General features: G+C 61.0%; 15 protein-coding genes and 1 riboswitch. Of the genes, 10 read left to right on the forward strand and 5 right to left on the reverse strand.

Features of this window, described 5'->3' with window-relative positions; all coding sequences use genetic code 11:
• Positions 1-44: 44 nt before the first annotated feature.
• The gene (locus tag DLM45_RS10860) at positions 45-449 is read right to left on the reverse strand and encodes a hypothetical protein (protein WP_181337126.1); all 405 of its coding nucleotides are present in this window, start codon (positions 447-449) and stop codon (positions 45-47) included.
• A gap of 91 nt (positions 450-540) precedes the next feature.
• Here DLM45_RS10860 and DLM45_RS10865 point away from each other — a divergent pair, with 91 nt between their 5' ends.
• From DLM45_RS10865 to cbiB, 4 genes are all read left to right on the forward strand, one after another.
• Positions 541-2,484 (forward strand): SGNH hydrolase domain-containing protein, encoded by a 1,944-nt coding sequence (locus DLM45_RS10865; protein ID WP_181337127.1) that lies wholly within the window; start codon positions 541-543, stop codon positions 2,482-2,484.
• A gap of 28 nt (positions 2,485-2,512) precedes the next feature.
• Positions 2,513-3,385 carry an oxygen-dependent tRNA uridine(34) hydroxylase TrhO gene (trhO, locus tag DLM45_RS10870; protein WP_181337128.1) on the forward strand — a complete coding sequence of 291 codons (873 nt, stop codon included), beginning with the start codon at positions 2,513-2,515 and terminating at the stop codon, positions 3,383-3,385.
• 213 nt (positions 3,386-3,598) lie between these two features.
• The gene (gene cobA, locus DLM45_RS10875; RefSeq protein WP_181337129.1) at positions 3,599-5,086 is read left to right on the forward strand and encodes a uroporphyrinogen-III C-methyltransferase; all 1,488 of its coding nucleotides are present in this window, start codon (positions 3,599-3,601) and stop codon (positions 5,084-5,086) included.
• A 29-nt stretch (positions 5,087-5,115) separates the two neighbouring features.
• Entirely contained in the window at positions 5,116-6,090 is a 975-nt protein-coding gene (cbiB, locus tag DLM45_RS10880; RefSeq protein WP_181337130.1) for an adenosylcobinamide-phosphate synthase CbiB, read from the forward strand.
• Here the strand turns inward: cbiB and DLM45_RS10885 are convergent.
• From DLM45_RS10885 to cobU, 3 genes are read right to left on the reverse strand one after another with little or no spacing between them, the layout of a single operon-like run.
• Positions 6,074-7,540, reverse strand: a complete 1,467-nt coding sequence (locus tag DLM45_RS10885; protein ID WP_181337131.1) for a cobyric acid synthase — start codon at positions 7,538-7,540, stop codon at positions 6,074-6,076. The genes cbiB and DLM45_RS10885 overlap by 17 nt on opposite strands.
• Positions 7,541-7,544: 4 nt before the next feature.
• The gene (gene cobO / locus DLM45_RS10890; protein WP_181337132.1) at positions 7,545-8,165 is read right to left on the reverse strand and encodes a cob(I)yrinic acid a,c-diamide adenosyltransferase; all 621 of its coding nucleotides are present in this window, start codon (positions 8,163-8,165) and stop codon (positions 7,545-7,547) included.
• Between the two features lie 2 nt (positions 8,166-8,167).
• A complete protein-coding gene (gene cobU / locus DLM45_RS10895) occupies positions 8,168-8,695 on the reverse strand; it encodes a bifunctional adenosylcobinamide kinase/adenosylcobinamide-phosphate guanylyltransferase (protein WP_181337133.1) in 528 nt (175 codons plus the stop codon).
• A 47-nt stretch (positions 8,696-8,742) separates the two neighbouring features.
• Positions 8,743-8,926, forward strand: a riboswitch (cobalamin riboswitch).
• 107 nt (positions 8,927-9,033) lie between these two features.
• Here cobU and cobW point away from each other — a divergent pair.
• From cobW to cobJ, 6 genes are read left to right on the forward strand one after another with little or no spacing between them, the layout of a single operon-like run.
• Positions 9,034-10,071, forward strand: coding sequence for a cobalamin biosynthesis protein CobW (cobW, locus tag DLM45_RS10900; RefSeq protein WP_181337134.1), 1,038 nt, complete (start codon positions 9,034-9,036; stop codon positions 10,069-10,071).
• Positions 10,071-13,346 carry a cobaltochelatase subunit CobN gene (cobN, locus tag DLM45_RS10905; RefSeq protein WP_181337135.1) on the forward strand — a complete coding sequence of 1,092 codons (3,276 nt, stop codon included), beginning with the start codon at positions 10,071-10,073 and terminating at the stop codon, positions 13,344-13,346. Before cobW ends, cobN begins: the two co-directional genes overlap by 1 nt.
• Entirely contained in the window at positions 13,343-14,617 is a 1,275-nt protein-coding gene (cobG, locus tag DLM45_RS10910; RefSeq protein WP_181337136.1) for a precorrin-3B synthase, read from the forward strand. The genes cobN and cobG overlap by 4 nt, the downstream gene beginning before the upstream one ends.
• Positions 14,614-15,243: a precorrin-8X methylmutase gene (locus tag DLM45_RS10915; RefSeq protein WP_181337137.1), complete on the forward strand. Its 630-nt coding sequence runs from the start codon at positions 14,614-14,616 to the stop codon at positions 15,241-15,243. The genes cobG and DLM45_RS10915 overlap by 4 nt, the downstream gene beginning before the upstream one ends.
• Positions 15,240-15,980 (forward strand): precorrin-2 C(20)-methyltransferase, encoded by a 741-nt coding sequence (locus tag DLM45_RS10920; RefSeq protein ID WP_181337138.1) that lies wholly within the window; start codon positions 15,240-15,242, stop codon positions 15,978-15,980. The genes DLM45_RS10915 and DLM45_RS10920 overlap by 4 nt, the downstream gene beginning before the upstream one ends.
• A complete protein-coding gene (gene cobJ, locus DLM45_RS10925; RefSeq protein WP_181337139.1) occupies positions 15,977-16,735 on the forward strand; it encodes a precorrin-3B C(17)-methyltransferase in 759 nt (252 codons plus the stop codon). The genes DLM45_RS10920 and cobJ overlap by 4 nt, the downstream gene beginning before the upstream one ends.
• Here the strand turns inward: cobJ and DLM45_RS10930 are convergent.
• Positions 16,705-17,493 (reverse strand): cobalt-precorrin-6A reductase, encoded by a 789-nt coding sequence (locus DLM45_RS10930; RefSeq protein WP_181337140.1) that lies wholly within the window; start codon positions 17,491-17,493, stop codon positions 16,705-16,707. The genes cobJ and DLM45_RS10930 overlap by 31 nt on opposite strands.
• Positions 17,494-17,499 lie beyond the last annotated feature (6 nt).

Here is a 17,499-nt window from a genome sequence, read left to right on the forward strand (position 1 = left end):
TGGGTGCGGCGTCTGAAAAAGGGCGATGATTTTCAAACAGAGAATCAGGCGGCGGGTGGGTCACGCGGGTTGTTCGTGACGCGAGCCAAAGGCAGCGAGACGTGAACGGTTGCCGAACTCTGCGGGGCGTAGATGGCCCGCTTTTCCGCATCGGTAATGGTCGCCGGGACGCCGGAGCCGGGATGGTGGCGATCCGTTTTTACGCTGTGATCACTGAGAACATGCGCGCGAATCGTGGCTTCGAGCTGCGACGGGAGCGTGAAGCCCTGATCGCTGATGCGCGAGACAGTTTGAAGCGACGGAGGCGACAGCGTGTGCGGCGTTGCTGCGTGCGCGAGAAGCAGCGCGACGCTTGCAAGAACAAAAAGTGCTATTCGCCCGGTTATTTTCATTGGATGGCGAGGGTAGGACATTCCCGCCCGGATGCCAATCGCTGCGCCGTATGTCATAAAAAAGTGCGTGGGGCTTTGCGAATAGGGCGGCTCGAAGCACCACACGCTGGTTATATGCCATCGGCTCGGGGCTGAACGGAGGGGTTTGGTGGGGAACGACAGGTTTGCGTATCGCCCGGAGCTCGACGGTCTTCGTGCGATCGCGGTAACGTCCGTCCTTCTTTGCCATCTTGGCGTGCCGGGATTCTCGGGCGGGTACGTCGGCGTCGATATCTTTTTCGTTCTGTCCGGATTTCTGATTTCGCGGCTGATTGCTGACGACCTTCGTGTGGGGCGCTTCAGTCTGGCGGATTTCTACGAGCGTCGCATACGCCGCATCGTGCCGGCATTGGTGGTCGTGTTGGCATGCGTGTCTTTCGCGGCGCTGCTCCTTTTGATGCCGGACGAGCTCAAGCAGTATGGGCGAACACTTACGGCGGCGGCGCTCTCCATCAGCAACGTCTGGTTCTGGCTGCATACGTCGTATTTTGCGCCGGGGGCGGCGACGCAGCCGCTGCTTCATACTTGGAGCCTCGGAATCGAAGAGCAGTTCTATGTGATTTTTCCGCTGCTGCTTGCCGGGCTTTATAAGTTTAGCCGCAGAGCGGTTCCGGCAGTCATATGGATCCTGCTGCTTGTTTCACTTGGCTTGAGCGCGCTATTTCTTTCGGTAGGTCCGAAGGCGACGTTCTATCTGCTTCATAGCCGCGCCTGGGAATTGCTGGTGGGGACTGTGCTGGCGCTTGGCCTTGTGCCTGCGCCACGAAATGAGCGGCAGAAAGAGTTCGCGGGATTTGCAGGGCTGGCGGCGATTGCTGTGGCGATCGTGTTTTATACGGACAAAATGCCATTTCCGGGCCCTGCAGCGCTCCTGCCGTGTGTTGGTGCGGGGCTCATCATCTGGGCTGGCGCCGGGCACACCGTTGAGCGGTTGTTAAGTGCGCGAGGCCCGGTTTTCATCGGGCTCATTTCCTACAGTCTTTATCTGTGGCATTGGCCGCTGATCGTATTCGCGAAGCTGTTGCTATCCAGAGCGATAACACCGCTCGATCAGATTTCTCTCGCTGCCGTATCCATTGCGCTTGCATTTCTGACATGGCGTTTCGTTGAGACGCCATTCCGGCGGCGCGGCACGGCCAGCACTTCGCAGTGGGGCACGTTTGCTGCTGGTGGCGTTGGAATTGGTGCGCTGGTGGCGTGCGGCGCTTTCGTTGCTTTGACGAAAGGGCTTCCGGGGCGATTTTCTCCAGACGTGCTTGCGCTGGCTGCCGCTGCAAAGGACTCGAGCCCTTTACGCAGAAAATGCCATTTCGACGGATCGGCGCGCGGGGACTACGATAACTCGTGTGTGCTCGGCGCGGATGTGCCCCCTACGATCGTCGTCTACGGCGACAGTCATGGCGCAGAGTTAAGCGTGGCGCTTGCGTCGCTTGCGGAGGCACGAGGAACGAGCGTGCGTCAGTTGACGGCATCCGGCTGTCCACCTGCGACTGGCTTCAACTATCCGAACCGACCGCAATGCTCGGTCTATAACGCGCACATGATGGAAGATCTGCTCGCGGCGCCGCCAGGCACGACCATCATTATTGCTGCAAACTCGTTTGGTTGGGCGAATGGGGAAACGCCGGGCTTCATGGCCGGGTTGAAGGACGTCGTGGAGAGGCTTTCCGCCGCAGGGCAGCGCTTGGTCGTTCTTGGGCCGGTGCCGCCGCATCCGAATGAGGTGCCAGTGCCGGGAGCCTTGGCGCGCCGGGCGTTGTTCGGAGAAACGCCGGAAACCTATACATTTCAGCCCGACATGGGGAAAATGCTCCTTCTCGAAGCGGGTCTTAAAGGAATAGCGGCGGACGCGGGCGCCCGGTACGTAACGCTGTTGCCGTTTCTTTGTCCCGGCGGGCTGTGCCGGGCTGACATCGACGGCGCGGTGCTTTATTTCGACGATAATCACCTGACCGTCAGCGGGGCTAAGCTGGTTGCGACGCGCGTGCTCGCTTCCGTTCTCTGGCCTACGGCGACGGCGACAAAGATTTCCGATACCACGCGGCGCGAATAGCTCCGCGAGAATTGATGCTTTAGTTCACATGACACCATCCAGCAGCGAAAACGATTTGCATCTCTCTGAGAGCGTTGCCGTAGCGGCGTTCTACAAATTCGTCGACATCGATGCGACGGACAATCTGCGCGAAGACGCGCTGGCTTTACTTGATGCGCATGGCATCAAGGGCACGATGCTGATTGCGACCGAAGGCATCAACGCGACGATTTCGGGAACCGATGATGCGATCGCGCAGGTCATCGCAGGCTTGCGTTCGGATGCACGTTTCTCAGATCTTGAGGTGAAACTCTCACGTGCGCCGCGGCAGCCGTTTCGGCGGCTCAAGGTGAAAGTGAAGCGTGAGATCGTTACGCTCGACGCTCCTGAGGCGCGGCCCTCGGCAGCGACCGGCCGGTTCGTTGCGCCGGCGGATTGGAATGCGTTGATTTCCCAGCCGGACGTTCTCCTGATCGATACGCGGAACGATTACGAGGTTCAGATCGGGACGTTTGAAGGCGCGCAGAATCCGAAGACGCGATCGTTCGGTGAGTTCCGTGATTACGTTGCGAATGAGCTGGCGCAGAATCCGCAGCGGAAGATCGCGATGTTCTGCACGGGCGGCATTCGGTGCGAGAAGGCGAGCGCGTATCTCATCACAAAAGGATTCACCGACGTTAATCAGCTCTGCGGCGGCATCCTGAAGTATCTCGAAGACATTGCGCCGGAAGAGAGCCTGTGGCGCGGTGAGTGCTTCGTTTTTGATGAGCGCGTGGCGCTGGGGCAGGGATTGCAGCAGGGCAATCACACCCTATGTGCGTCTTGCGGTGTGCCGATGCCGTTGGGATCGGATACGCTAGAAGCAAGTCTCCGGTGCGATCAATGTGCGGAGGATCGCGCATCGTCGTCGTGCGGTAACTGATGAGTTAACGCCGGGTCACTTGGGTCCAGAACGCGGCACTTGCCCGTTGAAATCAAAGCCTGTTCATCGTGGCCGCGCGAGTTTGGGCTAAGGCTGCCCTTTTCGGCATCCGCCCACCGTTAGGTTGCGACGTCTCAGGCCTCTCAGAGCAATTCCGATAGTGCTATAGAGGGCTGTTCGCTCCTGGTGAGTAAGTTCAGGTATCTTTCAGAGATGACGTCCCGATCGCCTACCGATGGAACCGCTGGCCAGCCGGCGTCGCTCGAACAGTTGGTTCGCTGGCGGCGCGATGTGCGGCGTTTCAAGCCGGATCCGGTCGCGGATGATCTCATCGAGCGGCTGCTGAGGCTCGCCGATCTGGCGCCTTCCGTTGGAAATAGCCAACCTTGGCGTATCCTCAATGTGAAAGATGGTGCTGCACGTCTCGCGGTGGCCCGGCAGTTCGAACGGGAGCGGAGCCGGACGGTGAGCGGCTATGAGGGCGATCAAGCGACCCTCTACAACAAATTGAAGCTAGCCGGGTTCGACGCGGCGCCGGTGCATCTCGCAATTTTCTGCGACCATGACTCTGCGCAAGGACACGGCCTTGGCCAGCAGACGATGCCGGAGACGCTGGATCATTCGTGCGCTTGCATGGTGACGGTGTTGTGGCTGGCTGCGCGCGAAGCGGGGCTGGGACTTGGTTGGGTTTCGATTGTGGAACCGGCCGCGATTGCTGAGACGCTAGGTGTTTCCAAAAGCTGGAAGCTGATCGGATACATTCTTCTCGGCTGGCCGGAGGAAGAGCATCTTGATCCTGAGCTCGAGCGATATGGGTGGCAGCCTCGGACGCCGTTCGAGGGCCGATATCGTGAACTTGGGAAGGTGGAGGACACGTCTGCTCCGTCAAAAGATGCACCGCGCTCGCAGTCGGGTGGTTCGGTAACGCTTGTCGGTGCGGGGCCAGGCGATCCTGAATTGCTGACACTCAAGGCTCTTCGTGCGCTGCAGACTGCCGACGTGGTGCTGTACGACAATCTGGTTGCGCGGCCGATCCTGGATTATGTGCGGCTTGGCGCGAAGCTGATCGACGTCGGTAAACGCGGCTATCGCAAATCCTGCAAGCAACCCGACATCGACCGGCAACTGGTTTCCTTCGCGCGAGAAGGCTTGAAGGTGGTGCGGCTGAAATCCGGTGATCCGCTGATCTTCGGGCGTGCAGGCGAGGAGATTGCCGCGTGCCGCGCCGCGGGTGTTCCGTTGAGTGTCGTGCCGGGCGTTACGTCCGCGCAGGGGGCAGCGGCAAACCTCAAGGTCGCGTTGACGAACCGCGATCATGCACGGCGCCTGCAGTTCATCACGGCGCACGACCGGCATGGAACGCTTCCCGCCGACATCGATTGGAGCGCTGTTGCAGACCCGGCCGCAACAACCGTCGTTTATATGCCGAAGCGGACGCTCGCGGAGCTGACCGATATTGCAACCGCGCATGGTCTTGATCCCAAAACGCCAGCGATCGCGGTCGCGAACGCAACGCGCGCTGACGAGCAGGCGATCATTTCAACAGTTGGAATGGTTGCGGCGGAACTTGGATCGGCGCATCCGGAGGGGCCGGTTCTTGTGATGATCGGCGAAGCGCTGCGACATGCCACTCCGCTCGACGTGGTTGAGCAGACCGCTGCACTTTTTTCCACCGTCGGTGCAGCGCCGGTTGAATCCTAAGTCATGCGTTCGTCATTTCCGATTGCCGCATGACAACCTCATCAACGTTGTTCGTTCTTGCGGGTGCTCTCAGCGTCGAAGCGGCGCTGGGCTACCCGCAGCCGATCTATCGGCTGGTGGGCCATCCTGTGACATGGATTGGCGCGCTGATTTCGGCGTTGGATAGAACTTTCAATCGCGAAAATGCTTCGTTTGGCGAGCGCAAGATGGCGGGCGTTTTCGCGCTGCTCGTCATCGTGGTTGTTCCGGTTCTCATTGCCGTTTTGATCGAGCGGTTGCTGGGCTTATCCGCGTTTGGGATGATCGCATTGATGCTGATCGCTTCGACGTTGTTCGCGAGCCGCAGTCTTTACGATCATGTGCGCGACGTTGCGCGGGCGCTGGACACGGGCGATTTGACCGCTGCGCGTCTTGCCGTTGGACGGATCGTCGGCCGCAATCCGGAGACACTCGACGCGCATGGCGTTGCGCGTGCGGCGATTGAAAGTCTGGCCGAGAATGCGTCTGACGGTATCGTTGCGCCGGTCTTTTGGTTTGCGGTGCTGGGGTTGCCAGGCGTCGTTGCTTACAAAGCCATCAACACGGCCGACAGCATGATCGGGCATCGCACGCCGCGACATGAGGCGTTTGGCTGGGCGGCGGCCCGGATGGACGATCTGGTGAATTTGCCCGCGTCGCGCTTGACCGGTTTGCTTTTCGCGCTGGCCGCTCTTTTTTCGCAGACGACGTCTTGTTCGGGGGCAATCAAGGCGATGCAGCGCGACGCGAAAAATCATCGTTCGCCAAATGCCGGTTGGCCGGAGAGTGCGATGGCGGGTGCGCTGGGGCTCAAGCTCAACGGGCCGAAGACCTACGGCACGACGTTTGTTGAAGATGCCTACATGGGCGACGGGCGGCGGGATGCAACGGCGGGCGATATTTACGCCGCGCTCCGCGTTTCGGTGAGCGCCTGGGGATTCATGGTTCTGGCAATTCTCGTGCTCGCGGTCATTTTGCGAGGCTGAGAAGCTGCTCGATATCGATATGCTGCGCGAGATGCTCGGCGAATGCGTCGAGCGTGGCATCAACGTCATGCTCGTAATTGAAGGCGGCACTGCTGTCTGCTTCGATGCCGATGCGCTGCAGCCAGTGCGCACGCATGCGATCATTGGAAAATAGGCCGTGTACGTAGCAGCCGGAAATGCGTCCCGAAGCGTCGATTGCGCCGTCGGGGCGGCCGCCTGTGATCTCCAGCAATGGACGTTCGAGGCCCGGTCCCGTCGATTCTCCGACATGCATTTCGTAACCGTCGAAAGGCACGGGTTGTGCCGATAGCTGGCCCGATATCTCGATGAGTTTCTTGTCGCCTGACATGCGCGTTTCGATATCGATATAGCCGAGGCCCGCGACCGTTGCCGGGTTCCCTTCGATGCCGTCGGGATCGTGAATGGCCGTGCCGAGCATCTGATAGCCGCCGCAAACGCCCAGCACGTGGCCGCCGCGCCGGATGTGGGCGGCAAGGTCGACATCCCAACCAAAGTCTCGCAGCGAATTGAGATCGGCAATGGTGGATTTGGAGCCGGGAAGGATGACGAGGCGCGCGTCGCCGGGGATCGGTTCGCCGGAACGCAGAATTTGCAGATCGACGCTGGTGTCGAGGCGAAGCGGATCGAAGTCGTCGAAGTTCGAGATGCGCGGATAGGCGAGCACGGCGATGACCGGTTTACCCGTCGGCGCGCGACGTTCGTCAAGCGCGAGTGCATCTTCGGGCGGCAGGCGCCGCGCTTCGTTGAAGAATGGAACGAGGCCGAGGGCAGGCCATCCGGTGAGATAGGTTATGGCGGTCATGCCGTCCGCAAATAGAGTTGGATCGCCGCGCATCTTGTTGACGATGAAGCCTTGGATCATTTGCGCATCGGCGGCATCGAGAACGTGCTTCGTTCCGACGAGACTGGCGATGACGCCACCGCGGTCGATGTCACCGATGAGAATTACCGGGACGTCAGCGGTGCGCGCGAAGCCGAGGTTTGCGATGTCGTTTGCTCGGAGATTGATCTCGGATGCGCTGCCCGCGCCTTCCACCAGCACGATGTCGGCATCGGCCTTCAAGTGTTCGAAGCTTTCAAGCACGGCGGGCATGAGGCTTCGTTTTTTCGATTGGAATGCGCGCGCACCCGAAGTTTCGATCATGCGCCCCTGCACGATGACTTGTGCGCCGGTTTCGCTTTGGGGCTTGAGCAACACGGGATTCATGTGAACGGAGAGCGGAACGCGAGCGGCGCGGGCTTGTAGTGCTTGCGCGCGACCGATCTCGCCGCCGTCAGCCGTAACAGCAGCGTTGTTCGACATATTCTGCGGCTTGAACGGGCGGACGCGGAGGCCGCGGTTCGCACATAGGCGGCAGAGGCCCGCGACGATCAGCGATTTGCCGACGTCGGAGCCTGTGCCTACGAACATCAGCGCGCGTGCGGGCATGCCTTTAGAACTCGATACCCTGCTGTGCCTTGATGCCAGCGGCGAAGTGGTGCTTCGTGGCGCCCATCTCCGTCACGCCATCAGCCAGTGCGATCAATTCCGGTTTGGCGTTGCGGCCCGTAACGACGACGTGCAAATCGGCGCGACGGTTCCGGAGTGTTTCTATGACGTCGTCGAGCGGCAGATAATCGTAGCGCAGGGCGATGTTCAATTCGTCCAGGATTAGCAAACGAATTTCGGGATCGGCCATCAACTCCTTGACCTTGGCGAAAGCGCGTTCAGCGGCGGCGATGTCTCGCGCCTTGTCCTGCGTCTCCCAGGTGAAGCCTTCTCCCATCGTGTGCCAGGAAACCTGATCACCGAAGCGTTCGAGCGCGGTACGTTCGCCGGTGTGCCACGCACCCTTGATGAACTGCACGACGCCGACTTTCCAGCCGTGCCCGAGTGCACGCAACACGAGGCCGAACGCCGCCGTCGATTTGCCCTTGCCGGGGCCGGTGTGAATGAGCAGCACACCTTTTTCGACCGTTTTGGACGCGACTTCCGCATCCTGCAGGGCTTTGCGTTTCGCCATCTTCGCTTTGTGGCGATCGGCGTCTTCGGTCGTCGTATGGTTCTCGGTCACGATTAGCCTTTCAGTGTCAGCGGAAGACCTGCGGCGATGAAGAGCACGCGGTCGGCGACGGTTGCGAGGCGTTGGTTCAATCGTCCGGCTTCGTCGCGAAAGCGGCGCGCCAGCGCGTTGTCGGGCACGATGCCGAGGCCTACCTCGTTCGACACCATGATACAGGGTGCGGTCCGTTTGGCGAGTGCGGCGATCAAGAGGTCGGTTTCGTGCGGGATGTTTCTTTCGGCGTGCATCAAGTTCGAGAGCCAGAGCGTCAGGCAATCGACAAGGCAGGGGAGGGATGCGGTCTGGTTAGCCAAAGCGTCGGCAAGGTCCAGGGGCACTTCGAATTGCTGCCAACCGGCGCCGCGGCGTGCGCGATGGGTTGCAATCCGATCGCGCATTTCATCGTCGAAAGCTTCGGCCGTTGCGACATAGGCCCAAGGCGGGGGCAGTGCGGTCAATAGACGCTCGGCATGCGTGCTCTTGCCTGAACGTGCGCCGCCCAGAACGAGTGTTAGCGGGGGGCACGTCATGGAAGGCGGCATGGGGTTACCGTTGCGGCGCTTGGCGATTGACGAAGCATGGGGCGTCACTTATCCGTTGAGGCGATGGTCCCTCGCAAGAGGGTTCTAAGGGAATGCGGTTTCACTCCGCAGCTGCCCCCGCAACTGTAAGCGGCGAGCATCCAGCAAATGTACCACTGGGATACGTCCCGGGAAGGTTGCCGGATGCCGCGACCCGCGAGCCAGGAAACCTGCCATCATTTATTGAAACCGGCGCCGGTGGGGCGCGGAAAGGTTAAGATGCGAACCGTTGTCCGGTGCTGCAGACCATTTCCCTCGCCGCCACGCCCGCACCATAAATCCGGCCAGGAGACTGCTGCATGAGCCCGCGTAAGGTTCCTATTACGATCGTCACCGGTTTTCTTGGTTCGGGAAAGACGACGCTCGTTCGTCATGCTCTCGAAAATGCTGAGGGGCGGAGATTGGCGCTGATCGTCAACGAGTTCGGTGACGTCGGTGTGGACGGCACCATTCTGCGCTCGTGCGGTATCGAGAACTGCCCGGAAGAGAATATCGTCGAGCTGACGAACGGTTGCCTTTGCTGCACGGTCGCGGACGATTTCGTGCCGACGCTCGAAGCATTGCTGTCGCGTAGTCCCGCTCCGGATCACATCATCGTCGAGACGTCGGGTTTGGCTCTGCCGAAGCCGTTGCTCAAGGCGTTCGAGTGGCCGGATATTCGCAATCGCGTGACGGTGGATGGAGTTGTGACCGTGGTTGACGGTCCGGCTGTTCGCGCGGGTCGCTTTGCCGACGATCCTGAGAAGGTTGCTGCGCAGCGTGCGGAAGACGAGTCCATCGATCACGACAATCCGCTTGAAGAGGTTTACGAGGATCAGCTGCTCTGCGCCGATCTCATCGTGCTGAATAAGACGGATCTTCTGACGGACGATGAAGCGGCGTCCGTTTCTGCCGAAATCAAGAATAGCGTGCCGCGCGCGATCAAGATCGTGGCGACGCGTGAGGGACGCGTGGCGCCGAGTGTGCTGCTCGGTCTTTCGGCCGCCGCTGAGAACGATCTCGCCGCCCGACCGTCGCATCATGACGATATGCCCGATCATGACCACGACGATTTCGAGACGTTCATTGTCGAGGTGCCGGAACTGACGTCGCCAGCCGATCTCACGGCGCGGGCTCAGGATGTGGCGAAGACGCATGATGTGCTCCGCATCAAGGGATATGCGGCAGTCCAGGGCAAGCCGATGCGGCTTCTGCTGCAAGGCGTCGGCGAGCGGGTCGATACGCGCTATGAACGCGCCTGGACCGCGGAAGAAAAACGTATCGGGCGTCTGGTCGTCATTGGCCAGAAGGGACTGAACCGTGACGCGATTGCGCGCGCTCTCACGGGCGCTGGCTAATGCATCTGGTCGTGCGCGAGAGTCGGGATCTCGATGAGGCCGCTGCGCCTCAGGATCTCGCGCTCGCGCCGGCAGATCTCGTCGTCCTGTCGTTTTCAGACTCCGATTTGGCGATGGCCGCGGCAGCATTTTGCGATGTGCCGCAGGACGAGCGTCCGAGCTTGAGCTTCGCAAACCTCAATACGTTGCGGCACCCGATGTCGGTCGATCTGTTTCTCGACGCGACTGTGAAGGGATCGCGTGCGGTTCTGGTGCGGCTGCTTGGTGGGCTCGATTATTGGCGCTACGGCGGCGAACAGTTGAGCCGCAGGTGTCGCGAGTTGGGCGTCGCGCTGGCAATCGTGCCTGGCGATGGCCGTCCCGATATGCGTCTTGCGGCACTTTCGACTGTTGCAGCTGATGATCTCGCACGTCTCGAAGCGTTACTCGATGACGGTGGCGCGGAGAATGTGCGCAGTGCTCTCCGAAGCTTGCTGTCGCGCGCACGCGGCGAAGCTTCGCCAATGCCAGAGGTTCGCACGACGCCGCAATTCGGGTGTTATCGTGCTGCGGATGCGGGCAAGACGGCTGGGGCTTCTGCCGCTATCGTTTTCTATCGTTCACACCTGACGGCTGGTGATATTGCGCCGATCGAGAAGCTCGCAGAAGCGCTCGAAGCGCGCGGCATGGGAGCGACGTTACTCTACGTGCCGAGTTTGCGCGCGCCTGACGCGGCTGTCTGGCTTGCGGGCGAACTGAAGCGGCTCAATCCAAGCGTGGTCGTCAACGCGACGGCGTTTTCGGCGCGCGAGGATGATACGTCTCCGCTCGACGCTGGCGATTGTCCAGTGCTGCAGGTAGCGATGACGAACGCGCCGGAGACCTTGTGGAATCAATCACAGCGCGGCGTCAGTGCGTCCGACCTTGCGATGCACGTCGTTCTGCCGGAACTCGACGGCAGGATTTTTGCGGGCGTTATTTCGTTCAAGGAGCCTCAAGCTCTGAACGGCGATGCTGGGCCTGCGCTTCTGCGGCATGTTCCATATGCTCACGGCATTGCGCATGTTGCCGATCTTGCTGCGTCTTGGGCGCGGTTAAAATCTCTGCCGGCGCGCGAACGGCGCGTGGCGCTGATGCTTTCGACGTATCCGGGGCGACCGGATCAAATCGCGCATGCCGTTGGTTTGGATGGAATCGCAAGCGCAGCTTCGATCGCCGCTCGGCTGGTTGCTGAGGGATACGCCGTTTCTGATTTTCCGGACGATCTGCATGCACTTGTTTCGAGTTTGCAGACGAGCTCGGAATCGTGGCCGCTCGACGCCTATAAGCGTGCGTTTTCCGAGTTGCCGCGTGCGTTCCGAGACGAGGTGACGTCGGCTTGGGGTGAACCGGAAGACGACGATCTGCTTACGCAGGGTGCATTCGCTATCCGCGCTTTACGGTTCGGAAATTTCGTTCTCGGACTTCAGCCGGAGCGCGGGTCGTCGCACGACCGCAAGGCGCTGTATCATGATCCGACGACTCCGCCACGGCACAGCTATGTTGCGTTCTATCTTTGGCTTCGGAACGTTGGAAAAATCGATGCGCTGATCCATCTCGGCGCGCATGGCACGCTGGAATGGTTGCCGGGCAAGGCAATCGCGGGAAGCGAGGCTTGCGCACCGCGTGCCATTCTCGGTGCGGTGCCGCTGGTCTATCCGTTCATTGTCAACGATCCAGGTGAGGCGGCGCAGGCGAAGCGGCGCATCGCGGCGGTGACGTTGGGACACAAGCCTCCGCCGATGATCGAAGCAGGGCTTTCCACTCAGCTCAACGAAGTCGAGCGACTGGTTGATGAATTTTCGTCGGCTGATGGTCTTGATCCTCGACGGCGCGCGGCACTCTCCGCGGAGATCGTTGACGCCGCGCTTCGCGCAGGCATTGCGAAGCAGTGTGGCCTTGAGCGGGGAATGACGACGGCGGACGCTCTCGTTTGTATCGATGCATTTCTTTGCGACGTGAAGGAACTCAGTATTCGCGACGGACTGCACGTGCTCGATCGAACCGAGCTTGATGGGATCGTTCGCGCGCTTGATGGAAAGTTCGTAGAGCCCGGTCCCGCTGGAGCACCGAGCCGTGGCCGTTCCGATGTGCTGCCGACAGGGCGCAATCTCTTCAGTGTCGATCCGCGGGCGACGCCAACACCGACGGCATGGTCGAACGGCAAACGCGCGGCAAAGGCTATTCTCGATCGGTATCTCTCCGATCATGGCGACTGGCCGCGTGCGATTGTTCTGGATCTCTGGGGCAGCGCGACGCTGCGGACGGGCGGCGAAGAGCTGGCGACGGCGTTGGCCCTCATTGGCGTGCGGCCGGTTTGGGATCAGCGTTCCTATCGCGTCACGGGAATAGAGACCGAAGCGCTTGCGGAGATCGGACGGCCGCGGGTGGACGTTACGCTGAGAATTTCGGGATTGTTCCGAGATATGTTCGGCGCGCAGCTCACGTTGTTCGATAGTGCCGTGGCGCTCGTTGCGAAGATGCAGGAAGACGAGAGCGACAATCCGTTGATCGCGGCTGCGCGGCGAGAAGAGCGTCTCGATCGCATTTTTGGCCCAGCGGATGGGGCCTTCGGTGCCGGTGTTATGCAACTTGTCGACAGCGGCGAATGGTTGAAGAGAGAAGATCTCGGACGTTCGTATCTCGATAACTCTTCGCATGCCTATCGAGGTGAAGGAGCTCCGCAGGGAGCGCAATCGTCGTTTCAGACGCAGATCGAGAACGCGGACGCGTTCGTGCATATCCAGGATCACCGCGAGATTGATCTGCTGACGGGCGGGGATTTCGCGGCGCATGAGGGTGGATTTGCCGCCGCTGCCGCAGCGTCTGGTAATGAGGATGTTGCGCTCTATCACACGGATACGGGCGTCCCCGAGACGCCGCGCGTGCGCACGCTGGAAGAAGAATGTGCGCGTGTGGTCCATGGCAGAGCTGCCAATCCGCGCTGGATCGATGGACAGATGCGGCATGGCTATCGGGGCGCGGCTGAGATGGCGCAAAGCGTGGACGCTGCATTTGCCTTTGCAGCGACCGCGCGGAGCGTGGATCATGGTGCGTTCGAGCGTCTTTACGAGGCGTATCTGGGCGATCCCGCGGTTGCGGCTTTCATCACACGCGAGAATCCCGCTGCAATTGAGGCGATGCGTAAGCGCTTTGATGAGGCGATTGCGCGTGGGCTTTGGCAACCGCGTCGCAACGACGTTGCGCGGCGATTGTCGGGCATTGAAGGGCTTCCGTCGGATGAGGCTGCTGAATGACGGCGCCGGATCATTTGCGGAAGGGCTGGTGTCCGGGCGCGCTCCGGCCGATGCGTTCTGGCGACGGATTGCTGCTGCGCATTCGACCTCGCGCCGGTGCGCTGGCGGCGTCTGCGCTTGCGGTTATCGCGGAGACGGCCGAGCGGTTCGGCTCGGGCGAAATCGAGCTGACCAACCGTGCAAACGTGCAGCTGCGAGGGCTAGATGAGGATACCCACGCTTCTGCGATTGTATATCTCAATGAAGCGCGCCTGATCGATGCCGACGTTGGAATCGAGTCGGTACGTAACATTATCGTCGATCCGCTGAGTGGGCTCACGCCATTGCACGCGGATGTGCGGCCGCTGGCCGATGATCTCGAACGGTTGCTGGCATCGAACGTGCGGCTTCATCAGTTGCCGGGGAAGTTTGGATTTAGCTTTTCCGGCAGTGCCGATCCGTGTCTTTCTGAACGCACGACGGACATCATGCTGGCGGTGTTGGATTCGAAGGCGGCGGCTCTTGTGCTTGACGGTGAAGCTGCTGTCGAGGCTGTGGTTAGTCTGGACGACGCTGTTGCGGCGATCGGCAAGCTGGCCGAAGCGTTCTTGACCATGTCGCGTGACGGCGCAGACCATTCGAGAATGGCCGACGCGGTCGCGCATCATGGTGCGGAACGAATTTTTCGGGATGCGGGACTTCGGCCATCGGTTCGGGCGCCTTTGCCAGATGCGGCTTTGGTACGTTCTGTCGGTCGGCTCGTGCATGAGGACAAAGCGTTTGCGGTGGGGATAGGTTTTCCGTTCGGCCGCATCGATGCGCGTGGCGTGCGTGCGCTCCATGACGCCGCGACGAGAGCAGGTGTCGCGGCGGTACGTGTCGGTCCGGATCGATCGTTTGTGTTTCCGATTGCCGATGATGGTGCTGCAGAGGAACTCCTCGCAGGAGCACGACAGGCCGGTTTCGTTACGGATGCGGATGATCCGCGGCTGCGGCTGGACGTATGTTCGGGCGCGCCGGGCTGCGCAAACGCCACCACCCGCACGCGAGAGGATGCGGCGAGGCTCATTGATGAGCTTGGCGCGGCACTTGATGTCTATTCATCAATCCATGTTTCAGGGTGCCAAAAGGGTTGCGCGCACCGAGGCTCTGCGGCATTGACGCTTGTTGCGCGCGAGGGGCATTACGACGCCGTTTTCGACGGCGGTCCTGCTGACTCGGCTGCGGTGCGCGGTATCGAGCCTGAGGCGCTGGCGCGCGTGATTGGTCGCGTGAGAGGGGAGTGGCGGTGAGCGTCGAGACTTACATTCGTGACGGAGCCGCGATCTACGCGAAGTCGTTCGCGATCATTCGTGCGGAAGCGGATCTTGCGCATTTTTCTGCGCTCGAAGAGCGCGTTGCCGTGCGCATCATTCACGCGTGCGGCATGGTTGAGGTTGCGCGCGACATTATTATGTCTTCGTCGTTCGCGCGGGATGCCGAGGCCGCGCTGAAGGCGGGCGCGCCGATCTTGTGCGATTCAATGATGGTGGCGGATGGCATCACGCGCGCGCGCCTTCCGGCTGATAATCCCGTCATCTGCACGCTGAGAGATCCGCGCGTGATTGAGACCGCTGCAGCGCTTGGCACAACGCGGTCGGCGGCGGCGATGGAACTTTGGCTGCCGAAGCTTGCTGGCGCCGTGGTCGTGATCGGCAACGCGCCGACATCGCTTTTCCGCTTGCTGGAAGTGCTGGACGCAGGTGCGCCGAAACCGGCGGCGGTGATCGGCATGCCGGTCGGCTTCGTTGGGGCAGCGGAATCGAAGGATGCGCTTGCGGCAGATGGGCGTGTGCCGTTTGCGATCGTGAAAGGCCGAAAGGGCGGGAGCGCGATGGCAGCGGCCGCGATAAACGCACTGGCGAGCGAACGCGAATGAGCGACGTCAAATCCGGCACACTTTATGGCGTTGGCCTCGGTCCCGGCGATCCGGATCTCGTTACGGTGAAAGCCGCGCGCGTTTTGAGACGTGCACCAGTTGTCGCGTATTTTCGTAAGCGTGGACATCGCGGGCATGCGCGGACAATCGCTGCGCCGCATCTTGGTTCTGTAATTGAAGCCGCATTCGATTATCCCATGACGACGGAAATCTATTTCCGCAGCGATGCGTACGTCGAAGCGATCCGCGATTTTTATAGTGCGAGCGCGCGGACGATCATGGAGCACCTCACGTCTGGTCGTGATGTGGCGCTGCTGTGCGAGGGTGATCCATTCTTTTACGGATCGTTCCTGCATATGTACGATCGCATCAAGGGCTCCCATCCGGTGTCGGTCATACCTGGTATCACGGGGATGTCAGGCTGCTGGACCGCTGCTGCTGCGCCCATAACTTATGGCGACGACGTGCTCACCATTCTGCCGGGCACTCTTGGAGAGGCTGATCTCGCGGCGCATCTGCGTACGGCTGATGCTGCCGTCATCATGAAGGTTGGGAAGAACCTCGCCAAGGTGAAGGCGGCACTTGCCGACGCAGGACGGATGGGCGAAGCGATTTACGTCGAACGCGGAACGATGGAGGGCGAACGCGTGGTGCCGCTGCGGGAGCTGGGCGATGACGCCGTGCCCTATTTCTCGATCATTTTGCTGCCCGGCGGGCGCGGGAGACGCATCGTATGAGCGGCGATCTAACCATCGTTGGACTTGGGCCGGGACCGGAAGATTGGGTAACGCCCGCCGCAAGCCAAGCCGTTGCCGACGCGGATGTTCTGCTTGGGTACACTCCCTATCTTGAACGTCTCATTCCGAAGCCGGGCCAGATTTTCGAAGCGTCCGACAATCGCGAAGAGATGGTGCGATCAGCGCGGGCGCTTGCGTTGGCGCGAGACGGGCAGCGCGTTGTGCTGGTTTCCGGCGGCGATCCCGGCGTGTTTGCGATGGCTGCGGCCGTCTTTGAGACGATCGAGGCCAATCCCGATTCCGCGCGAGGAATTGGTGTGCGCGTGGAACCGGGTGTTACGGCGATGCTCGCCGCAGCGGCTCGCATTGGGGCGCCGCTTGGTCACGATTTTTGTGCGATTTCACTTTCCGACAATCTGAAGCCCTGGGCGACGATCGAAGCGCGTCTGCGTCTTGCTGCTGAAGCGGATTTTGTGCTGGCCCTGTACAACCCTGCTTCGAAGGCGCGGCCGGAACAGATCGGAGAGGCCTTCCGCATTCTCAGCGCGGTGCGTTCGCCGAAGACGACGGTGATCTTTGCGCGCGCTGTCGGGCGGAAGGATGAATCGATTGAGATTACTACGCTTGAAGCCGCACCACTGGCGTTATGCGATATGCGGACGCTCGTCATCGTTGGTTCAAGCGCGACGCGGACCGTTACCTGCGGCGATGGGAGGACGTGGGTTTACACACCGCGATCGGTCAGGGTCGAATAATGAGCGCGTATCCAATCCATTGCGTCGTCAACCGATCTAACGGTCTCGCGTTCAGCGATAATCGGGCGGCGGATCAAATGCACTTTGATTCCAAGTCGGCGCGCGGCTTCAATCTTGGCGTAGGCGGCATCGCCTCCCGAATTTTTTGCCAGCACGAGATCAACTCCGTGTTTGCGAAAGAGTGCTGTATCGTCGTCAACATTGAACGGTCCGCGGGCGGCGATGATCGTCGCCGTGGCGAGGCCGGGGGGTGGTGTCAGCGGATCGACGACGCGGATGATGTAGTGGTGCTCGGGGCGGGTTTCGAGTTCGGTGATGGCCGAACGGCCGAGAGCGGAAAAAATTCGACAGGGCGTTACTGGCAGCGCGGCGACGGCCTCCGCGACAGTTGCATGCTCTTGCCAGTCGTCGGCGGACGTTTTGTGCCAGGGTGGTCGCTCCACAACTATGAGCGGAATTCGCGCTTCTGCACAGGCGAGAACTGCGTTGCTGCTGATGCGGGCGGCGAAGGGGTGAGTGGCGTCAATCACAAGTCCGATCGCTTCGCTGATGAGATAGCAGGCCAGTCCGCCTGCGCCACCGAAGCCACCGCTGCGTACTGGCAACGGAGAGGCGGGCGGGCGCGCGGTGCGTCCTGCAAGCGAGAGCGTAGCGTCGATGCCCGGCTCGGCCGCAAGTTGCACCGCGAGGCGCGTGGCTTCGCTGGTGCCGCCGAGCAGCAGAACGTTCATTCGATTTTCCGTGATCGCTTCCGTCATATGAGC

It is taken from the genome of Hyphomicrobium methylovorum (genome assembly GCF_013626205.1).
Lineage (GTDB): Bacteria > Pseudomonadota > Alphaproteobacteria > Rhizobiales > Hyphomicrobiaceae > Hyphomicrobium_B > Hyphomicrobium_B methylovorum.

Excerpts from the sequence above, each read along its gene's own strand:
- trhO (WP_181337128.1), top strand. The coding sequence starts at position 2,513 with ATGACACCATCCAGCAGCGAAAACGATTTGCATCTCTCTGAGAGCGTT.
- cobN (WP_181337135.1), top strand. The coding sequence starts at position 10,071 with ATGCATCTGGTCGTGCGCGAGAGTCGGGATCTCGATGAGGCCGCTGCG.
- DLM45_RS10930 (WP_181337140.1), bottom strand. The coding sequence starts at position 17,493 with ATGACGGAAGCGATCACGGAAAATCGAATGAACGTTCTGCTGCTCGGC.
- cobW (WP_181337134.1), top strand. The coding sequence starts at position 9,034 with ATGAGCCCGCGTAAGGTTCCTATTACGATCGTCACCGGTTTTCTTGGT.
- DLM45_RS10920 (WP_181337138.1), top strand. The coding sequence starts at position 15,240 with ATGAGCGACGTCAAATCCGGCACACTTTATGGCGTTGGCCTCGGTCCC.
- cbiB (WP_181337130.1), top strand. The coding sequence starts at position 5,116 with ATGACAACCTCATCAACGTTGTTCGTTCTTGCGGGTGCTCTCAGCGTC.
- DLM45_RS10860 (WP_181337126.1), bottom strand. The coding sequence starts at position 449 with ATGACATACGGCGCAGCGATTGGCATCCGGGCGGGAATGTCCTACCCT.
- cobG (WP_181337136.1), top strand. The coding sequence starts at position 13,343 with ATGACGGCGCCGGATCATTTGCGGAAGGGCTGGTGTCCGGGCGCGCTC.
- cobA (WP_181337129.1), top strand. The coding sequence starts at position 3,599 with ATGACGTCCCGATCGCCTACCGATGGAACCGCTGGCCAGCCGGCGTCG.
- cobU (WP_181337133.1), bottom strand. The coding sequence starts at position 8,695 with ATGCCGCCTTCCATGACGTGCCCCCCGCTAACACTCGTTCTGGGCGGC.
- DLM45_RS10885 (WP_181337131.1), bottom strand. The coding sequence starts at position 7,540 with ATGCCCGCACGCGCGCTGATGTTCGTAGGCACAGGCTCCGACGTCGGC.
- cobJ (WP_181337139.1), top strand. The coding sequence starts at position 15,977 with ATGAGCGGCGATCTAACCATCGTTGGACTTGGGCCGGGACCGGAAGAT.